14 protein-coding genes, 1 pseudogene and 1 riboswitch are annotated in these 17600 nt (G+C 73.4%); of the genes and pseudogenes, 9 read left to right on the top strand and 6 right to left on the bottom strand.

From position 1 onward, the window contains the following. Nucleotides 1-461 precede the first annotated feature (461 nt). The 3 genes from ACIOJD_RS12245 to ACIOJD_RS12235 all read right to left on the bottom strand — a co-directional run bounded on the left by ACIOJD_RS12245 (nt 462) and on the right by ACIOJD_RS12235 (nt 4292). Nucleotides 462-1862, bottom strand: a complete 1401-nt coding sequence (locus ACIOJD_RS12245; RefSeq protein ID WP_401911467.1) for a hypothetical protein — start codon at nt 1860-1862, stop codon at nt 462-464. 331 nt (nt 1863-2193) lie between these two features. Then, complete coding sequence (locus ACIOJD_RS12240; RefSeq protein WP_401911464.1) at nt 2194-3321, bottom strand: alpha/beta hydrolase; 1128 nt, start codon at nt 3319-3321, stop codon at nt 2194-2196. A gap of 308 nt (nt 3322-3629) precedes the next feature. Beyond that, nucleotides 3630-4292, bottom strand: a complete 663-nt coding sequence (locus tag ACIOJD_RS12235) for a class II aldolase/adducin family protein (RefSeq protein WP_401911461.1) — start codon at nt 4290-4292, stop codon at nt 3630-3632. 190 nt (nt 4293-4482) lie between these two features. Here ACIOJD_RS12235 and ACIOJD_RS12230 point away from each other — a divergent pair, with 190 nt between their 5' ends. The 4 genes from ACIOJD_RS12230 (at nt 4483) to ACIOJD_RS12215 (ending at nt 8991) form a co-directional block, all read left to right on the top strand. Then, entirely contained in the window at nt 4483-5760 is a 1278-nt protein-coding gene (locus tag ACIOJD_RS12230; protein ID WP_401911459.1) for an anion permease, read from the top strand. A gap of 12 nt (nt 5761-5772) precedes the next feature. Next, nucleotides 5773-6024 (top strand): hypothetical protein, encoded by a 252-nt coding sequence (locus ACIOJD_RS12225; RefSeq protein ID WP_401911457.1) that lies wholly within the window; start codon nt 5773-5775, stop codon nt 6022-6024. Nucleotides 6025-6187: 163 nt separating this feature from the next. After that, nucleotides 6188-6333, top strand: a riboswitch (cobalamin riboswitch). Between the two features lie 34 nt (nt 6334-6367). Next, nucleotides 6368-7450, top strand: coding sequence for a cobalamin biosynthesis protein (locus ACIOJD_RS12220; RefSeq protein ID WP_401911454.1), 1083 nt, complete (start codon nt 6368-6370; stop codon nt 7448-7450). After that, nucleotides 7447-8991, top strand: coding sequence for a cobyric acid synthase (locus tag ACIOJD_RS12215; protein ID WP_401911451.1), 1545 nt, complete (start codon nt 7447-7449; stop codon nt 8989-8991). Before ACIOJD_RS12220 ends, ACIOJD_RS12215 begins: the two co-directional genes overlap by 4 nt. Here ACIOJD_RS12215 and ACIOJD_RS12210 read toward each other — a convergent pair. Further along, nucleotides 8969-9157, bottom strand: a complete 189-nt coding sequence (locus ACIOJD_RS12210) for a hypothetical protein (protein ID WP_401911448.1) — start codon at nt 9155-9157, stop codon at nt 8969-8971. The two genes, ACIOJD_RS12215 and ACIOJD_RS12210, sit on opposite strands and share 23 nt — an antisense overlap. On the opposite strand from ACIOJD_RS12210, the gene ACIOJD_RS12205 reads away from it, so the two are divergent. From ACIOJD_RS12205 to ACIOJD_RS12195, 3 genes are read left to right on the top strand one after another with little or no spacing between them, the layout of a single operon-like run. Continuing rightward, nucleotides 9158-11257, top strand: a complete 2100-nt coding sequence (locus ACIOJD_RS12205) for a putative cobaltochelatase (protein WP_401911445.1) — start codon at nt 9158-9160, stop codon at nt 11255-11257. Then, nucleotides 11257-11856: a cob(I)yrinic acid a,c-diamide adenosyltransferase gene (cobO, locus tag ACIOJD_RS12200; RefSeq protein WP_401911442.1), complete on the top strand. Its 600-nt coding sequence runs from the start codon at nt 11257-11259 to the stop codon at nt 11854-11856. Before ACIOJD_RS12205 ends, cobO begins: the two co-directional genes overlap by 1 nt. Next, on the top strand, nt 11850-13259 hold the full coding sequence (locus ACIOJD_RS12195; protein WP_401911439.1) for a cobyrinate a,c-diamide synthase: 1410 nt from the start codon (nt 11850-11852) through the stop codon (nt 13257-13259). Before cobO ends, ACIOJD_RS12195 begins: the two co-directional genes overlap by 7 nt. A gap of 49 nt (nt 13260-13308) precedes the next feature. On the opposite strand, the gene ACIOJD_RS12190 is transcribed toward ACIOJD_RS12195, so the two are convergent. Further along, nucleotides 13309-14142, bottom strand: a complete 834-nt coding sequence (locus tag ACIOJD_RS12190) for a ZIP family metal transporter (RefSeq protein ID WP_401911436.1) — start codon at nt 14140-14142, stop codon at nt 13309-13311. Between the two features lie 54 nt (nt 14143-14196). On the opposite strand from ACIOJD_RS12190, the pseudogene ACIOJD_RS12185 reads away from it, so the two are divergent. Both ACIOJD_RS12185 and cobC read left to right on the top strand, forming a co-directional pair. Next, a pseudogene (locus ACIOJD_RS12185) lies at nt 14197-14649 on the top strand (cobalamin biosynthesis protein); the annotation flags it as partial. A 308-nt stretch (nt 14650-14957) separates the two neighbouring features. Further along, complete coding sequence (gene cobC / locus ACIOJD_RS12180) at nt 14958-16019, top strand: Rv2231c family pyridoxal phosphate-dependent protein CobC (RefSeq protein WP_401911433.1); 1062 nt, start codon at nt 14958-14960, stop codon at nt 16017-16019. A 349-nt stretch (nt 16020-16368) separates the two neighbouring features. On the opposite strand, the gene ACIOJD_RS12175 is transcribed toward cobC, so the two are convergent. Beyond that, on the bottom strand, nt 16369-17319 hold the full coding sequence (locus tag ACIOJD_RS12175; protein WP_401911430.1) for an SCO1860 family LAETG-anchored protein: 951 nt from the start codon (nt 17317-17319) through the stop codon (nt 16369-16371). Nucleotides 17320-17600 lie beyond the last annotated feature (281 nt).

Below are 17600 nucleotides of genomic sequence, written 5' to 3'. Positions count from 1 at the left end.
GCGGTATGGGCGGCGGAAGAGGGCAGGCGGAGGAGATTCTTCGACGCCGGCTAATGCACAAGGAGAAATGCCATGCGGCCCAGTCTAGCCGGGCCGCGCAACTGCTTTGGCTGCGCTGCCGCGAGGTCCGCCGGGCGACGGGCGGTGCGACGACCGGCGGCGCGAGGACCCGGCCACGCGGAGCCCCTGCCCGGGGAACGGAGGCCGATTGTCAGTGGCGGGTGCCAGACTGAGATCCAGATCACACAGATCGAAGCCGAGTCCGAGAAGATCCGCGAAGAGAAGATCCGCGAAGAGGTGATCAGCATGACCGGAAGGATCGGAGCTCCGGCCGTCTGCCGGGCCTTGGGCACGTACGCGGGGGCGCGGGCGGCTGAGGGGGCGACCGGGGCGTCGGCCGCCCCCGTCACAGCTTCCCCCGTCACAGCCGCTCCCGCCCCAGCCGCTCCGGCGCCCAGAGGTCAGGCGCCTCCGGTGTGCACCTGGAAGGCCGCCCGGCGTACGGCCTTGGCGAGGGCCGGATCCGGGTGCGCGGCGGCCAGGGCGACCAGGACCTGGACGGTGCGGGGGTGGCCGATGGCCCTGACCTCGTCGAGCAGGGCGGGCACATTGCCCTGCACGGCGGAGTCGAGATGGCGGACCAGCAGATCGCTCTCGCCGTGGTCGGCGACGGCCGCCGCGGTGTCCACCCAGAGCCAGGTCGACTCCTCCCGGGTGAGGACCTCGGACGCGTCCTCCGGGTCGGCGCCCTCGTACTCCGCCAGCCAGAGCAGCGCGTAGGGCCGCAGGGAGGTGTCGTCCGCCGCCGCCCTGACCTCGGCCTCGGCGGGGGCACCGACGACCCGCAGCGCCTCGAAGGCGAGTCCGCGCAGGAGCGCGTCCTCACCGCGGGCGACGGCGAGCAGTTCGGTGACGGCGCTGCCGACCGTGCGGGCGGCGAGCCAGGCGCGGTATTCGGCACGGGCCGGGCCGGGGGTGAGGCCGGCGCAGCCGCGCAGCATGTGCTGGGCGGACTGCTCGATGTTGCCGGCGGGGCTCTGGGCGGCGACGCAGATCTGCTCCAGCTTGACCCACACCGCCCAGTTGCCGAGCGGGGTGAGGGTCGCCTGGCCCTCCCCCAGGGTCAGGGCCCCGACGGCGGCCAGGCCCTCCAGGGCCCAGTCGAGGAGCGGAGGGAGGAGAGCGTCGGCCACGGGAGGTTCCGGGGCCACGGGCCCGGCGGGGGCCCGCTGAGGGCCGTAGGGGACCTCGCAGCGCTCCTCGTGGAGTTCGGCGACCCGCTGCTGGAGCAGGTCGAGCAGGGCCGGTACGAGCACGGGTCCGGCCGAGAGCTGAAGAAGGGAGAGCACCTGGGGGACGGCCTCGACGACCTCGGCGACCGTCGCCGCCGCGACATCGTCGGGGGCCGGGTGGACGAGCGACCAGGCGTCGAAGAGCGCGACCCAGCCGCGCTGGACGGCGCTGTCGTCGCGGTCCCAGGCCTGGAGCCGCCAGCCGGGGCGTACGGTGCCGCCGTGCAGCTCGACCAGGCCGGCCAGCCGGGCGCGGTCCCAGCCCGCGCGCACCTGGTCCGGGGTCAACTCCAGCGCGGCGGCGGCCCGTTCCTGGGCGGCCGCGGCGAGCGGACCCGCTCCGGGGTCCCGGTCGCCGGCCGCCCAGCGGGCGATCCGTACCGCATCCGCGAGGACCGCCCTCGCCTGGCGGGCCAGCTCCGCCGGAGGCGGAGTGCCCTCCGGCGGACGGGGTGCCGGCCGGCTGCGGCCATCGGTCACAGCCCGTCGGGCCGTGGTCAACGGTCGCGCCCGGACGAGGCGGAGTCTGGAGTTGCGCGCCAATTGCTCATCAGGCTTTCGGGACGTCACAGGGGCAGTCTTCCCGCTGACCGCCCGAAAGCCCAAACGGAACCCATTCCCTCGGTACCGGACCGGCGGACGGGAGCCCTGCTACGAACGGGACGCGGGGGTACGGAAGGGACAGGAAGTTGCCTGCTGGGCGGGGCCGCGCGGCATCCGGCGCGGGTGATCACGGGGCAGGGGATCACTCTCGTACCGGACGTACCGGACGCACCGGGCGACGTGGGCGTCTTCGCCGACGCGGCGAGTTCACCTGCCGGGCATCGCGCGGCAGACGGAGGTCCGAGTACGGCGGGCTGAGGGCTGAGGTCCGGCGACAGGTGCCGAGCGGGAAGACGGGCTACATGAGAGGGGTGAGGAAGCGGCGGAGCGTCTCTTCGTAACCGGTGGGATCCGCGTTCCACATGGCGGCGTGCGGGGCGTGCGGCACCGTGTGGAGGCTGATCAATCCCGGTCCCCGCGCGGCTAGTTCGCGGGAGGAGTTCCAGGACGCGAGGGTGTCGTCGGGACCATGGATGATCAGCGTCGGGACACGCAGGGCGCCCCGTCCGGCGGCCCTGCGCAGCCGGTCGCCGTCCAGACCGGCCCTGCCCCGCGCCGCCCGGACGGCGAGCGGGAGCAGGACTCCGGGGATACGGCGGGCGGTGGCCAGCGCCCGCAGGGTGGCCTCCCAGTCCAGCACCGGCGAGTCGAGGACCAGCCCGGAGATCCGCTCCCTGAGCGCCGAGTCGGCGGAGGCGAACAGGGCCATCGAGGCTCCGGTGGACCAGCCGTGGAGGATCACCCGCCGCGCGCCGTAGCGGACGGCGTACCGGATCGCCGCGTCCAGGTCGCGCCATTCCGAGTCGCCGAGGTGGCCGAGGCCGTCCGGCGACCGGAGGGCTCCGGGGTCGCCCCGGTAGGCGATGTCGAGCACGGGGATCTGCTGTTCCGCCAGGAACTCCATGATGTTCATGGGGTGTTCGCGGGTGGCGCCGAGGCCGTGCACGGTGATCACCCAGGTGTCGCGCGCTCCGGGCACGAACCAGGCGGGCAGGGAGCCGAGTTCGCCCGGGATCCACACGTCCTTGTGGGCGAGGCCGAGCGCGGTGGCGGGGTCGCCGCTGTGCACCTTCGGGGTGAGGCGTACGCGCGAGCCGGCGACGAGGCTGCCGTGACCGACCCGTACCAGCCGCCGTACGACGGTGTGGGCGGCGTGCTCGACGCCGCCCAGTACGGGGCCGACGACCGCGTGGACGCCGGGTCCTTCGAGGCCGTACGTGCCGGGGCGCAGGGACGCGAGGCTGCGGGTCAGGGTGACCTGTCCGGCGGCCGTGGCGTGCACGGTGAGACGGGGGTCGCTGGGCAGGGGCCGTCCGGGCGGTGCCTTGAGCGCGGCATCGCCGGCGTACCGGCCGGCCGCGACCGCAGCCGCGCCGACCCCGAGCACTGTGGAGACGGCCGCTGCCGTCGCTGTAGCCGGGCGCACTGTCACAGTGTCGCCACGCCCACTAGCGACGGCCAGCGGACGGGGGCCGTCGGGGTACGGCGGCGGGCCCGGCACGAAGCCACTGGTGCACGGGGTTGCGGGGGTACGGGACCGCTGGGGTACGGGACCGCTGGGGTACGGGACCGCTGGGGTACGGGACTACTGGGGTACGGGGCAGCCGGATGCCGGGGCCGCAGGGAGGGCCCCCGGCCGGGGGCGGCTCGCCTCCCGAGCCCGGCCGGGGGCGGCTCGCGTCCCCGGCCGGGCTCGTCCCGAGGACAGGCGGCCTCCGGCCGGGCACCGGCCGCTCAGCCGCGCTGGCCGTAGCCCTTCAGCTTCTCCCCGGTCTCCCGCACCTGGGCCTCGGACAGGAGCGTGGGTGTGTGGCCGGGGACGGCCCCGGCGGTGAGCCAGAGACGGCACATCCACTCCAGCTGGGCCGTACGGTCGTAGGCCTGGTCGAGGGTGTCGCCGTAGGTGACCGTGCCGTGGTTCTGGAGCAGGACTGCGGTGCGGTCGCGCAGGGCGTGGAGCATGTTGTCAGCGAGTTCGTCCGTGCCGTACAGGGCGTACGGAGCGACCCGGACGGCGCCGCCGAAGGCCGCCGACATGTAGTGGATCAGGGGCAGTTCGGGGACGAGGGTGGAGACGGCGGTGGCGTGGACCGCGTGGGTGTGGACCACGGCGGTCGCGGAGGTGGCGCGGTAGACGGCGAGGTGCATGGGCAGTTCGCTGGTGGGGGTGAGTTCGCCGAGGACCTGCCGCCCTTCGAGGTCGACGGCTATCGCGTCGTCGGGGCCGAGCCGCTCGTACGGCACCCCGCTCGGTGTGACCAGGACCAGGTCCCCGACCCGTACCGAGACATTGCCCGAGGTTCCGACGACGAGGCCTTCCGACGCCGTCCTGACGGCCGTGGCCACCAGGTCCCGCCAAGCCTGTCCGACTGCTTCCTGCCGCTGCTGATTCGTCATGGTGAAATCCTGTCAGGCTGCGCCGAACGAGCGCTCCCCCGGCGCCAGTCGGGCTCGATCCGGCGGCGGTCGCGGGTCTGCCGAGGACACTCCATTAGGGTCACCCCGAAGTCCCGCTCAGTTCATCTTCCGTTCACCCTGACTCCTTACGTTCACCAAGGCCACTGACGTCCAACGATTGCCTGGGTAAATGGAACACATCACCCTGCTGCTCGCGATTGTGATCGTGACAGCTCTCGTGTTCGATTTCACGAACGGTTTCCACGACACCGCCAACGCGATGGCGACGACCATCTCGACCGGCGCCCTGAAGCCCAAGACAGCGGTGGCCATGTCGGCCGTCCTGAATCTCGTCGGCGCGTTCCTGTCCGTGGAGGTCGCCAAGACGATCTCCGGCGGGCTCATCAACGAACAGGGCATACAGACGGAAGTCATCTTCGCGGCGCTCGTCGGCGCCATCCTCTGGAACCTCTTCACCTGGCTGCTCGGCCTGCCGTCGAGTTCCTCCCACGCACTCTTCGGCGGCCTCATCGGCGCCACCCTGATGTCCGTCGGCACCTCCGGGGTCAACGGCGGGGTCGTCATCACGAAGGTCCTGATCCCCGCGCTCGCCGCGCCGGTCGTCGCCGGTCTCGCCGCGCTCCTCGCCACCCGGCTGACCTACCGGATCGGCCGTCGTACGGACGACAAGGCGACCGCCAAGGGCTTCCGCGCCGGACAGATCGCCTCCGCCGGTCTCGTCTCGCTCGCCCACGGCACCAACGACGCGCAGAAGACCATGGGCGTCATCACCCTCGCGCTGGTCACCGGCGGCGTGCTCGCCCCCGGCTCCAACCCGCCGCTGTGGGTCATCGTCTCCGCCGGTATCGCGATCGCGCTCGGTACGTACCTGGGCGGCTGGCGCATCATCCGCACCATGGGCAGCGGGCTCACCGACCTCCGGCCGCAGCAGGGCTTCGCCGCCCAGACCAGCGCCGCGACGGTCATCCTGGCCTCTTCCCACCTGGGCTTCTCGCTCTCCACGACCCAGTCCTGCTCCGGCGCCGTGATGGGCGCGGGCCTGGGGCGCAAGGGCGGGGTGGTCCGCTGGTCCACCGCCACCCGGATGTTCGTCGCCTGGTGCCTGACGCTGCCCGCCGCCGGTCTGGTCGCCGCCGGTGCGGAGTTCCTGACCGGACAGGGCACCTGGGGCGTCGCGGTCGTCGCCGTACTGCTCGTCGCGTTCTCCGCCGCGATCTGGTTCGCGTCGCGCCGCCGCCCGGTCGACCACACCAACGTCACACCGGGCGGGACCGGGACGGACGGAACGGGACCGGACGCCGGGACCACGCCCGGTGCCGTGACCACCGCCGTCGCGGCCGTCTCCCCGCCGCCCAGCACGGCCGGCACGCCCGCCCAGGACCTCTCCACCACCATCCAGGCCCCCGCGGGCCCCGTCGGCGAGCCGACGCGAACCGCCTCGGTGTAAGGGAAGAACCGCATGAACATCGACTGGGCGGCCCTCGGTTCCGTCTTCGGCGTCAGCCTGCTGGCCACGGTCGGCCTCGTGGGCCTGTTCACCCTCGGCATCGTGGGCCTCGCCAAGGGGGAGACCGCGGGGACGGTGGCTCAGGGCGCGGACGGCTCCGTACGCACGGGCGGCTCCGTGGCTCTGGCGCGCGCGGGCGCGTACGCCTGCTTCGCGCTGTGCGCGGCGGCCGTGGCGTACGGCATCTACATGATCGTGGCCTGAGTTCCCCTCGGCCTGAGACAACACCAGCCGGTCCCGGCGCACTTCGGGTGCGTCGGGACCGGCTTATTCGACCGGCCCTCGCCGGAGCGCGGGCAACCGGTGGTGTCGTGCGTCATGTGGGGCTCGGCACACTGTCCCGTCGCAGGTCAGGGAGGAGTTGACGGGTGTCGCGCACCGTGGTGGACTGCCGAGGCCATACACGGCGGCATGGAAGAGGAAGCCGGTGCGAATCCGGCGCGGTCCCGCCACTGTCACTGCGAGCCACGTCTCCAGGAGCCAGGAACTCTTGCCGCCGCGTCACGTCGAGCCAGGGCGCGGACCCTGAGTGAGGACACAATTCGCCATGCCTGGCTGCGGTTCGGCCGCCGATCGGGTCTTCGCCTACGGCGCCGCCCTCGGCCTCCTGGGCGACCGGCTGTTCGGCGATCCGCGCCGGGGGCATCCGGTCGCCGCGTTCGGCAGGGCCGCGGGGGCTGTTGAGCGGACGCTGTGGCGCGACCACCGTGGGTGGGGCGCGCTGCACACCGCTGTGTGCGCCGGTGGCGCCGCCGGAATCGCGGCGCTCGCGGCCCGAGGGACCCGAGGGGTACGAGGGGTACGGGGTGGTCGCACCGGCTCCTCCGCCGTGTCCGTCCCTGCGGGCACGGCCGCCCCTTCCAGCACGGCTCCCCCTTCCTTCGCGTCCGCCTCTTCCCTCGCGTCCGTCGCGCTGACCGCCGCCGCCACCTGGACCGTCGTCGGCGGCACCACGCTGGGCCGGGAGGCCCGCGCCATCGGCGGGGCACTCGCCGCCGGGGACATCGATGTGGCCAGGGAACGACTGCCTCATCTGTGCGGGCGCGACCCGCAGGCGCTCGACGGACCGCAGATCGCGCGGGCCGTAGTGGAGTCCGTCGCCGAGAACACCTCCGACGCGGTCGTGGGCGCGCTGGTGTGGGGAGCGGTCGCGGGAGTGCCGGGGCTGGTCGGGTTCCGCGCGGTGAACACCCTGGACGCGATGGTGGGGCACCGGTCGCCCACGTACCTCCGGTTCGGCTGGGCCTCGGCCCGGCTGGACGATGTCGTCGGCTGGCCCGGGGCCCGGCTGACCGCCGCGCTGACCGTTGTGGCGGGCGGCGATCCGCGCGGCGCGCTGCGCGCGCTGCGGCGGGACGCCCGTACGCATCCGAGCCCCAACGCGGGCCCGGTGGAAGCCTCGTTCGCCGGGGCGCTGGGCGTACGGCTCGGGGGGACGCTGGCGTACGGCGGGCGGGTGGAGCACCGGCCCGTACTGAACGACGCGGGGCGGCCTGTCGAGGTCGCGGACATCGAGCGGGCCGTGCGCCTGTCGGGCCGGGTGAACGCCCTCGCGCTCGCGGTGTGCGTCGCTGGGCGGTTCGCGTACGGCGCCCTGCGGCACAGGACTTCGGGAAAGGTGCGGGGATGAGCCGGGGCGGGCGCGGCGGCGGGCTGCTGATAGCCGGGACCACCTCCGACGCGGGCAAGAGCGTGGTCACGGCGGGGATCTGCCGCTGGCTCGTACGCCGGGGCGTGAAGGTGGCGCCCTTCAAGGGGCAGAACATGTCCCTGAACTCGTTCGTGACGCGCGAGGGCGCGGAGATCGGGCGGGCGCAGGCGATGCAGGCCCAGGCGGCCCGGGTGGAGCCGACCGCGCTGATGAATCCCGTCCTGCTCAAGCCGGGCAGCGACCGCAGCAGCCAAGTGGTGCTGATGGGGCGGCCGGTGGGCGAGCTGAGTGCCAAGGGATACCACGGCGGCCGGCAGGAAGCCCTGCTCGGTCCTGTCCTGGAATGCCTGGAGGAGCTGCGGGGCACGTATGACGCGGTGATCTGTGAGGGGGCTGGCAGTCCGGCCGAGATCAATCTGCGCCGTACCGACATCGTGAACATGGGCATCGCACGGGCCGCGCGGCTGCCGGTGGTCGTGGTCGGGGACATCGACCGGGGTGGAGTCTTCGCCTCGTTCTTCGGGACGACCGCGCTGCTGAGCCCCGAGGACCAGGATCTGATCGCGGGTTATCTCGTCAACAAGTTCCGGGGCGATGTGTCGCTGCTGGAGCCGGGCCTGGAGATGCTCCGCGGGCTGACGGGACGGTCCACGCTGGGGGTGCTCCCGTGGCGGCACGGGCTGGGCATCGACGAGGAGGACGGGCTGCGGGTGTCGATGCGCGGCGCCGTACGCGAGTCCCTGGTGGCTCCCCCGTACGGCGAGGACGTGCTGCGGATCGCGGTCTGCGCCGTACCGCTGATGTCGAACTTCACCGATGTGGACGCGCTGGCGGCGGAGCCCGGGGTCGTGGTGCGGTTCGTGGACCGGGCCGAGGAGCTGGCCGACGCGGACCTGGTGATCGTGCCGGGCACGCGCGGCACGGTGAAGGCGCTGGCGTGGCTGCGGGAGCGCGGGCTCGCCGACGCGATCGCCCGGCGGGCCGCCGAGGGGCGTCCCGTCCTGGGGATCTGCGGCGGCTACCAGATCCTGGGCGAGCACATCGACGACGAGGTGGAGTCCCGCGCGGGGGCGGTGTGCGGGCTCGGGCTGCTGCCCGTACGGATCCGGTTCGAGCGGGAGAAGACCCTGGCCAGGCCGGTCGGCGTGGCGCTCGGGGCCCCCGTCGAGGGGTACGAGATCCATCATGGCGTCGCGGATGTGCGCGGCGGCGAGGCGTTCGTCTCCGACGGGCGCGGGCAGGCGCTCGACGGCTGCCGGGTGGGGGCCGTCCAGGGCACGCACTGGCACGGGGCGCTGGAGAGCGACGCGTTCCGGCGGCGGTTCCTGACGGAGGTGGCGCGGGCGTCCGGCCGGCGTTTCGTACCGGCGCCCGACACCAGTTTCGGCGTGCTGCGGGAGGAACAGCTCGATCTCCTCGGTGACCTCGTCGAGGAGCACGCGGACACCGGCGCGCTGCTGCGGCTGATCGAGGAGGGGGCGCCGGCCGGGATGCCCTTCATCCCGCCGGGAGCACCATGACCAGCGGCCTCAGCGCACGCACGAACACCGGCCGCCCCACCAGCCCCACACGCACGACCACCGGCTTCTGTATCCGCGCCGCCGTACGAGAGCCACGTGCCGCCGTACCGACGTCACCGTCACGTGCCGCCGCCGTACGAGAGCCACTCGAAGGAGCGATCAGCATATGAGCACCCCTTATCCGTTCACCGCCGTGGTGGGGATGGACGATCTGCGCCTCGGTCTGCTGCTCAACGCGGTCAGTCCGGCGGTCGGCGGCGTCCTCGTGCGGGGCGAGAAGGGCACGGCGAAGTCCACCGCCGTACGGGCTCTCTCGGCGCTGCTGCCCGAGCTGGCGGTCGTCGCGGGCTGCCGGTTCAGCTGTGATCCGGCCGCGCCCGATCCGCAGTGCCCGGACGGACCGCACGAGACCGCGCCCGGCATATCCCGGCCCGCCCGGATGGTCGAGCTGCCCGTCGGCGCGTCCGAGGACCGGCTCGTCGGGGCGCTGGACATCGAGCGCGCGCTCTCGGAGGGCGTGAAGGCCTTCGAGCCGGGTCTGCTCGCCGGCGCGCACCGGGGCGTGCTGTACGTCGACGAAGTCAACCTGCTGCACGACCACTTGATCGACCTGCTGCTGGACGCGGCCGCCATGGGCGCCTCGTACGTCGAGCGCGAGGGCGTCTCCGTACGGCATGCCGCGCGCTTCCTGCTCGTCGGGACGATGAACCCTGAAGAGGGCGAGCTGCGGCCCCAGTTGCTGGACCGTTTCGGGCTCACGGTAGAGGTCGCGGCCTCCCGGGAGCCCGATCAGCGGGTGGAGGTCGTACGGCGGCGGCTCGCGTACGACGACGACCCGGCGGGTTTCGCCGCGCGGTGGGCCGACGAGGAGACCGCGCTGCGCGAACGGATCGTCGCCGCGCGGGCGTTGCTGCCCCAGGTGCGGCTCGGGGACGCCGCCCTGCGGCAGATCGCCGCGACCTGCGCCGCGTTCGAGGTGGACGGGATGCGCGCGGACATCGTGATGGCGAGGACGGCGACGGCGCTGGCCGCGTGGGCGGGGCGCACGGACGTGCTCGCCGAGGACGTGCGGCAGGCCGCGCTGCTCGCGCTGCCGCACCGGCGGCGCCGCAATCCGTTCGACGCGCCGGGGCTGGACGAGGACAAGCTGGACGACACGCTGGAGGAGTTCGGCGGCGAGGACGAGAACGGCGGGGGCGACGACACCGATCCCGACGGGCCCGACGGAGGTGGCGGGGGCGGTCGGCCGCCGCACAACAGCCCCGACACACCCGACGACTCCAGCGGCTCCGACGGCTCCGACACACCGCAGGAGCCCTCGTCGGGGCAGGACGACACGCCCGCGGAACCGGAACCGAAACCTGAACCGGAACCGCGGCCCGAGGGCGAGCAGCCGCAGCGCCCCGGCGCCGGTGAGCAGTCCGCCGTACGGGCCTCCGAGCCGTTCCGTACGAAGACGCTGAGCGTGCCGGGGCTGGGCGAGGGCGCGGCCGGGCGCCGCTCCCGGGCCCGTACCGACCATGGCAGGACGACGGGATCCCGGCAGCCCATGGGTTCCCTCACCAAGCTGCATCTCGCGGCGACGGTGCAGGCCGCGGCGCCCCACCAGCGGGCACGCGGGCGCAGCGGTCCCGGGCTCATGATCCGTAAGGACGATCTGCGGCAGGCGACCCGGGAGGGGCGCGAGGGGAACCTCGTGCTGTTCGTGGTGGACGCGTCCGGCTCGATGGCCGCCCGGCGGCGGATGAGCGCCGTGAAGGGCGCGGTGCTCTCGCTGCTGCTGGACGCCTACCAGCGGCGCGACAAGGTCGGCCTGGTCACCTTCCGGCGGCAGGAGGCGGAGGTCGCGCTGCCGCCGACCTCGTCGGTGGACGCGGCGGCGACCCGGCTCGAATCGCTGCCGACGGGCGGGCGCACCCCGCTCGCCGCAGGGCTGCTCAAGGCCCATGACGTCCTGCGGGTGGAGCGGATGCGCGATCCCGCGCGCCGGCCGCTGCTGGTCGTGGTGACGGACGGGCGGGCGACGGGCGGCCCCGATCCGGTGGCGCTCGCCTCGCGGGCGGCGCGGCTGCATGCGGCGGACGGGACGGCCTCGGTGGTCGTGGACTGCGAGTCGGGGCCGGTACGGCTCGGCCTGGCCGGTTCCCTCGCCGCCGATCTGGAAGGCACCGCCATCACGCTCGACGAACTGCGCGCCGACAGCATCGCCGGTCTGGTCAGGGACGTACAGCAGGTCAGCAACTCGCACCCCAGGAGGGCCGCTTAATGCCACAGGGACAGCCGGAATCCGTACCGGACGACGGTCTCACCACCCGTCAGCGGCGTAACCGTCCGCTCGTGCTCGTCCATACGGGCACGGGCAAGGGCAAGTCGACGGCGGCGTTCGGGCTCGCGCTGCGCGCGTGGACGCAGGGGTGGCCGGTCGGCGTGTTCCAGTTCGTGAAGTCGGCGAAGTGGAAGGTCGGCGAGGAGCGGGCGCTGAAGGTCCTGGGAGCGAGCGGCGAGGGCGGTTCCGTCGCCTGGCACAAGATGGGCGAGGGCTGGTCGTGGGTCCAGCGCGACAGCCAGCTGTCCAACGAGGAGGCCGCGCGTGAGGGCTGGGAGCAGGTCAAGCGGGACCTCCTCGCCGAGACGCACCGGCTGTACGTCCTGGACGAGTTCGCCTACCCGCTGCACTGGGGCTGGGTGGACACCGACGAGGTGATCGAGGTGCTGCGGACGCGTCCCGGCACCCAGCATGTGGTGATCACCGGGCGCAACGCACCCGGGAAGCTGACGGACTTCGCGGACCTCGTCACGGAGATGACGAAGGTCAAGCACCCGATGGACGCGGGCCAGAAGGGCCAGAGGGGCATCGAGTGGTGAACGTCCCGCGCCTGGTCATCGCCGCGCCCTCGTCGGGCAGCGGCAAGACCACTGTCGCGACGGGTCTGATGGCGGCCTTCTCGGAGCGCGGTCTGCTCGTGTCTCCGCACAAGGTGGGGCCCGATTACATCGATCCCGGGTATCACGCGCTGGCGGTCTCGTCCGGGGCGTCCGCCGCCGGGGGCGGCCGGGGCACCTGGGTGCGCCCCGGCCGGAATCTCGACGCGTACATGTGCGGCCCCGGTCTGATCGGGCCGCTGTTCGCCCATGGCGCGGCGGGCTGCGACCTGGCGGTCGTCGAGGGCGTGATGGGGCTGTACGACGGCGCCTCGGACCAGGGTGAACTGGCCTCCACGGCCCAGGTGTCGAAGCTGCTGCGGGCACCGGTGGTGCTGGTGGTGGACGCCTCGTCGCAGTCCCGTTCGGTGGCGGCGCTGGTGCACGGCTTCGCGTCCTGGGACCCGGAGGTACGGATCGGCGGGGTGATCCTCAACAAGGTCGCCACCGACCGGCACGAGCGGCTGTTGCGGGACGCGCTGGACGGGTCGGGTGTGCCGGTTCTGGGGGTGCTGCGGCGTACGGATCAGGTCAGCGCCCCTTCGCGCCACCTGGGTCTGGTGCCGGTCGCCGAGCGGCATACGGACGCCCTCGAAGCGATGCGGGAACTGGCGGAACGGGTACGGGCGGGCTGCGACCTGGAGGCGCTGCTGGCGCTGGCGCGCAGTGCGCCCGCGCTGGACGCGGCGGCCTGGGAGCCGGGGATGGAACCGGTCGCGGCGAACGGCGGTGTGCGGCCGGTGGTGGCCGTCGCCGGCGGGTCCGCGTTCACCTTCTCGTACGCGGAACACACCGAGCTGCTGACGGCCGCCGGCGCGGACGTCGTCCCGTTCGATCCGCTGCGTGACGAGAAACTCCCGGACGGAACACGAGGCTTGGTGATCGGCGGCGGTTTCCCGGAGGTGTACGCGCCGGAGTTGTCGGCCAACGAGCCGCTGCGCGAGGCCGTGGCCGAACTGGCGCGCTCCGGCGCGCCGGTGGCCGCCGAATGCGCCGGGCTGCTGTATCTCGCGCGCTCCCTGGACGGGAAACCGATGTGCGGGGTGCTGGCCGCCGACGCCCGGATGTCGGGCCGGCTGACGCTGGGCTACCGGGAGGCGGTGGCGATCGGCGACAACGCGCTGGCGCGGGCGGGGACGCGGGTACGGGGACACGAGTTCCACCGGACGGTACTGGAGCCGGGTGCCGGGGCGGATCCGGCGTGGGGCGTCGTACACCCGGAGCGCCGGGTGGAGGGCTTCGTGCAGGGGGGCGTGCACGCGAGCTATCTGCATACGCACTGGGCGGCGACACCGCAGATGGCGCGGCGGTTCGTCGGGAGATGTGTTTCGTCGGGAGATGTGTGACGTGAGGCGCCGGACGCCGCTGCGCCCCGTCGGCGATTCGGCCTGTGCTTCAGCCGGCGGCACCGACCACCAGCCAGATGAAGCACACCCCCAGGATCGTGCACAGCACCGTGGAGCGCGCCGGATGCTCGTGATGCGCCTCGGGGAGGATCTCGGCGGCGGCGAGATAGAGCAGGGCGCCGCCGAAGAACCCGAGGTAGCTGCCGAGCACTTCCTCCGGCAGCGTGAACAGCAGGGTGGACGCGGCGCCGACGACCGGCGCGACGGCGTCCGCGACCAGCATCGTGAGCGCCTTGCGGCGGTCGTTCCCGTACAGGCTGGTGATCGTGTACGTGTTGAAGCCGTCGGCGAAGTCGTGGGCGATGACGGCGAGGGCGACGGCGGCGCCCATGCCGCCGCCGATCTGGAAGGCCGCGCCGAGCGCGATGCCGTCCATCACGCTGTGGCCCACCATGGCGGCAGCGGCGGTCAGTCCGACCTGGGGCACCCGGCCGCCGTTCGCCGCGACGGGCGCGGTGTCCGCTCCGTTCGCCCTGTCGGTGGCGTCCGCTGTGCGGGCCTCCGTCGTGGCGGCGGGGTCCCTGCCGTGCGGGACGCTCTCCTTCGGGTCGGCCCCGTGGGACGCCTGGCGGACGGCCAGCAGCCGTTCCACCAGATGGGCGACGAGGAATCCGCCGACGAACAGCAGCAGGGCCTGCGGCACACCGAAGATCTCCTCGCCCGCCGCGTGCATCGCCTCCGGCAGCAGGTCCAGGCCGACCACTCCAAGCATCAGCCCACCGGCCAGGCCCAGTACGAGATGGCGGCGGTCGGTGACGCGTTGCGCCGTCCAGCCGCCGAACAGCGTCATGAGGAACGCGCCGAGCGCGACGAAGACCGCCATGCGCCCCTGCATAGCCGATCGGGCCGGTACTTCGCACATCCGGGACGCGACCCCGGGCAGGCGCCGGAACGCGGACCGGAACTGATCGTCGGGATCGGCGCGAGCAGCGGTGCTCCCGTCGGGGAAGTGCTCGGGCTGATCGAGGACACCCTGCGGGACGCCGGGCTCTCGCCGCTCCGCGTCGTCGCTCTGGCGACCGTCGGCACCAAGACGGACGAGCCGGGGATCACGGGGGCCGCGGCCCGGCTCGGGGTCCCGGTACGGGGGTACGCGGCCGGCCTGCTGGCCCGGATCACCGTACCGACTCCGTCGGACGCGCCACTGGCGGCCGTGGGGACCGCGTCCGTCGCCGAGGCCGCCGCGCTCGCGGCCGGGGGTGAGCTCCTCGTACCGAAGAGGAAGTCGCGTCCCGAGGGCCGGCCGGCGGCGGTCACCTGCGCCGTGGCGTCCTGCCCCGGGCCGCCCCGCGGTGTGGCGCCCGGCATCGCGGCGCCCCGTGTCGCGGCGCCCGTGTTGTGGCGTACAGGGGCCACGCGGAGTGGAACCGGCGCTGACGGACATGATGTCGGTACCGACATCGGACAACAACGGCCACGCGAGGCATCGCGGGCCACATGGTGAGGCCCCGGGGCTACCGGCGGCACACGGAAGGAGCCCGGTGACCCTCGTCGTCCAGACCGTTCCCCTCGAGAGCGGAGAGAGAATGACGCGCCGAGATAAGGCATCGTGCCGTCGGCCGCTGCCGGCTCGGCCCGTCTCTCCGTACGCCTCGTCCGACGTGGCCGGCATAGTCGGCGACCGATCCCGTGACTGCCATGTCTACGCGCGCTGACATCCACGATCTGCGCCATCACGGCGACGCCGAGATGCGGGACGGCGCGACGGGACTCGTCGACCTCGCGGTCAACGTCCGTACCGGCACTCCCCCGGCCTGGCTGCGCGACCGTATCGCCGATTCGCTGGCCGGGCTCGCCGCCTACCCCGACGGCCGGGCGGCGCGCGCGGCGGTCGCGGAGCGGCACGGGCTGCCGGTGGAGCGGGTGCTGCTGACGGCGGGAGCGGCGGAGGCGTTCGTCCTGCTCGCCCGCGCCATGGCGGCCCGGCGGCCCGTCGTCGTGCATCCGCAGTTCACCGAGCCGGAGGCGGCGCTGCGGGACGCGGGGCACCAGGTGCGGCGGGTGCTGCTGCGCGCCGAGGACGGTTTCCGGCTGGATCCGGACGCGGTGCCCGACGACGCGGATCTGGTCGTGCTCGGGAATCCGACCAATCCGACGTCCGTCCTGCATCCGGCCGAGATGATCACGAAGCTCGCCCGCCCGGGGCGGACGCTGGTGGTGGACGAGGCCTTCATGGACGCGGTGCCGGGCGAGCCCGAGGCACTGGCCGCGCGTACGGATGTGCCGGGGCTCGTGGTGCTGCGCAGCCTCACCAAGACCTGGGGCCTCGCCGGGCTGCGGATCGGCTACGTACTGGCCGAGCCGGAGTCGGTGACCGCTCTGGAGCGCGCGCAGCCGCTGTGGCCGGTCTCGACGCCCGCGCTGGCCGCCGCCGAGGCGTGCGTCTCGGCGGCGGCGCTCGCGGAGGCGGAGCAGGCCGCGCGACGGACGGCGGTGGAGCGGGCTCATCTGCTGGCGGGACTGGCGGAGTTCGACGAGGTGCAGACGGTGGAGGCGGCGGAGGGTCCCTTCGTGCTCGTCCGCATGGAGCGGGCGGACGCGGTACGGGCCCGCCTGCGCACCCTCGGCTTCGCCGCCCGCCGCGGCGACACCTTCCCGGGCCTGGGCCGGGAGTGGCTGCGCCTCGCGGTCCGCGACCGGTCCACGACGAACCGCTTCCTCCAGGCCCTGGACCAGGCACTGACCTCGGTCGGCGGCTAGACCCTGTCCGGCCGGTCTTCGCCGGGCCCGGAACGCCGCGGCGACATCAACCGCCACCGCGGCGGGCGCCACCTCGCCGCGTTGCCGAAACGCCCGCAGGAAACCACCCAGCCGGTGCCGCCGGACAGGACCCAGGCCCTGTCCGGCGGCACCGGCTGGGGCAGGTGACGGACGGCGTACGCCTCGCGCAACGCGGCTGGTGGTGTTCCGCGTACGGGCCGGGCCGCGTTGCGTGAGGTGTCCCGTACGACGGCCTCCCCCGGGGCCCGTACGGCGGCCTCCCCGGGCCGTGGGACGCGCCCGGGGAGGCCGGGCGGTCGCGGCGGGCTGCCCCGGCCTCGTCAGCCCGTCAGCGCCGAGACCGGGCCCTCGCCAGGGCGAAGGCGCCGCCGCCCGCCGCGAGCAGGGCCACCGCGCCACCCGCCAGATACGGCGTCATCGAGCTGCCGCCGGTCTCCGCCAGGTTCGCCCCGGCCGGTTCGGCGGTGCTCTGGGGCTTGAGACCCGCCTTCACCGGTTCCTCCGGCTTCCGCGGCTCCTCCGACCGGGGCTCCGGCTCCTTCACCGCCGCCTCCGGGCCCTTCGGTGACTCGCACGTGGCCCCGGCGAGTGTGACGGAGCCCTCGACCTCGGCGACGTTGAGCTTGAGCGGATTCACCGCCACCTTCAGTTCGAGGGCGCTGGACGCGGCCGTACGGGACGTGGTGCGCGTCTTCGAGAGGTCGAGCGTCACTTCACCCACGCCGGGCACCTCGACCCGGGTCGGGCCGCCCGCCGAGAGCGTGACCTTCTTGCCGAGCACGGTGACCCGGCCGAGCAGATTCGATTCGGCGACCGGCCGCTTCCCGGCCTCGCAGACCGCCTTGGAGGTGACCTCCTGGACCTCGACGAGCGAGAGCAGGGGCAGTCCGGGCACATGCACCTTCGCGTGTACGAGATGGGTGCTGCCCTCGGCCTTGTGCCCGTCCGACGTGGCCTTCGCGGTGGCCACGTCGGCACGCAGCACAGTGACCGGCCTGCCCCGGTCGACCCCGTCCAGCTGGACGTCCAGCGTCGTCTTCTCGGCGCTCGCCGGCGCCGAGACCTCGTTGAGCGTGGCCCTGAGCGGCACATCGACGGTCTTGCCGAGCAGCGAGACGTCGAGGCCGGTACGGAGCACGACCGCGCTCGCCCGTCCTTCGCCCGCGCCCTCGGTGGCCCGCGCCGGAGCGGCGAGGAGCACGGGCACCGCCGTCAGCGCGGCGGCGGCCACGGCGCCGGCGCGGCGGCGTGCGGGCATGCGGAAGGTGTTGCTGTTCAAGATGGTGGAACCCCCACGGAGTAATGGCGTCGCCGACCCGCCGATACGGGGACACGTGGCGGCGGCGACCGAGACACCGGAATCTTTACGCACCAAGAGTGAACTGGCGGACACCTGGAGTGAGTTCACTCCAAAGTGGGGTTTCCGGGGACAGATTCGATTCTTCTGGTACGCACGTTCTGCCTGGCGCGACGATTCACCGGTGTTCGGGGCGTGCGCCGGTCGATCCCGGCCGTGGGAGATCAGGAGCGCATCACGAGCGCATAAGAACCTTCAACGAC

Source organism: Streptomyces sp. NPDC088116 (assembly GCF_044741745.1).
GTDB lineage: Bacteria > Actinomycetota > Actinomycetes > Streptomycetales > Streptomycetaceae > Streptomyces.
This window is presented reverse-complemented; position numbering and strand designations above follow the sequence as displayed.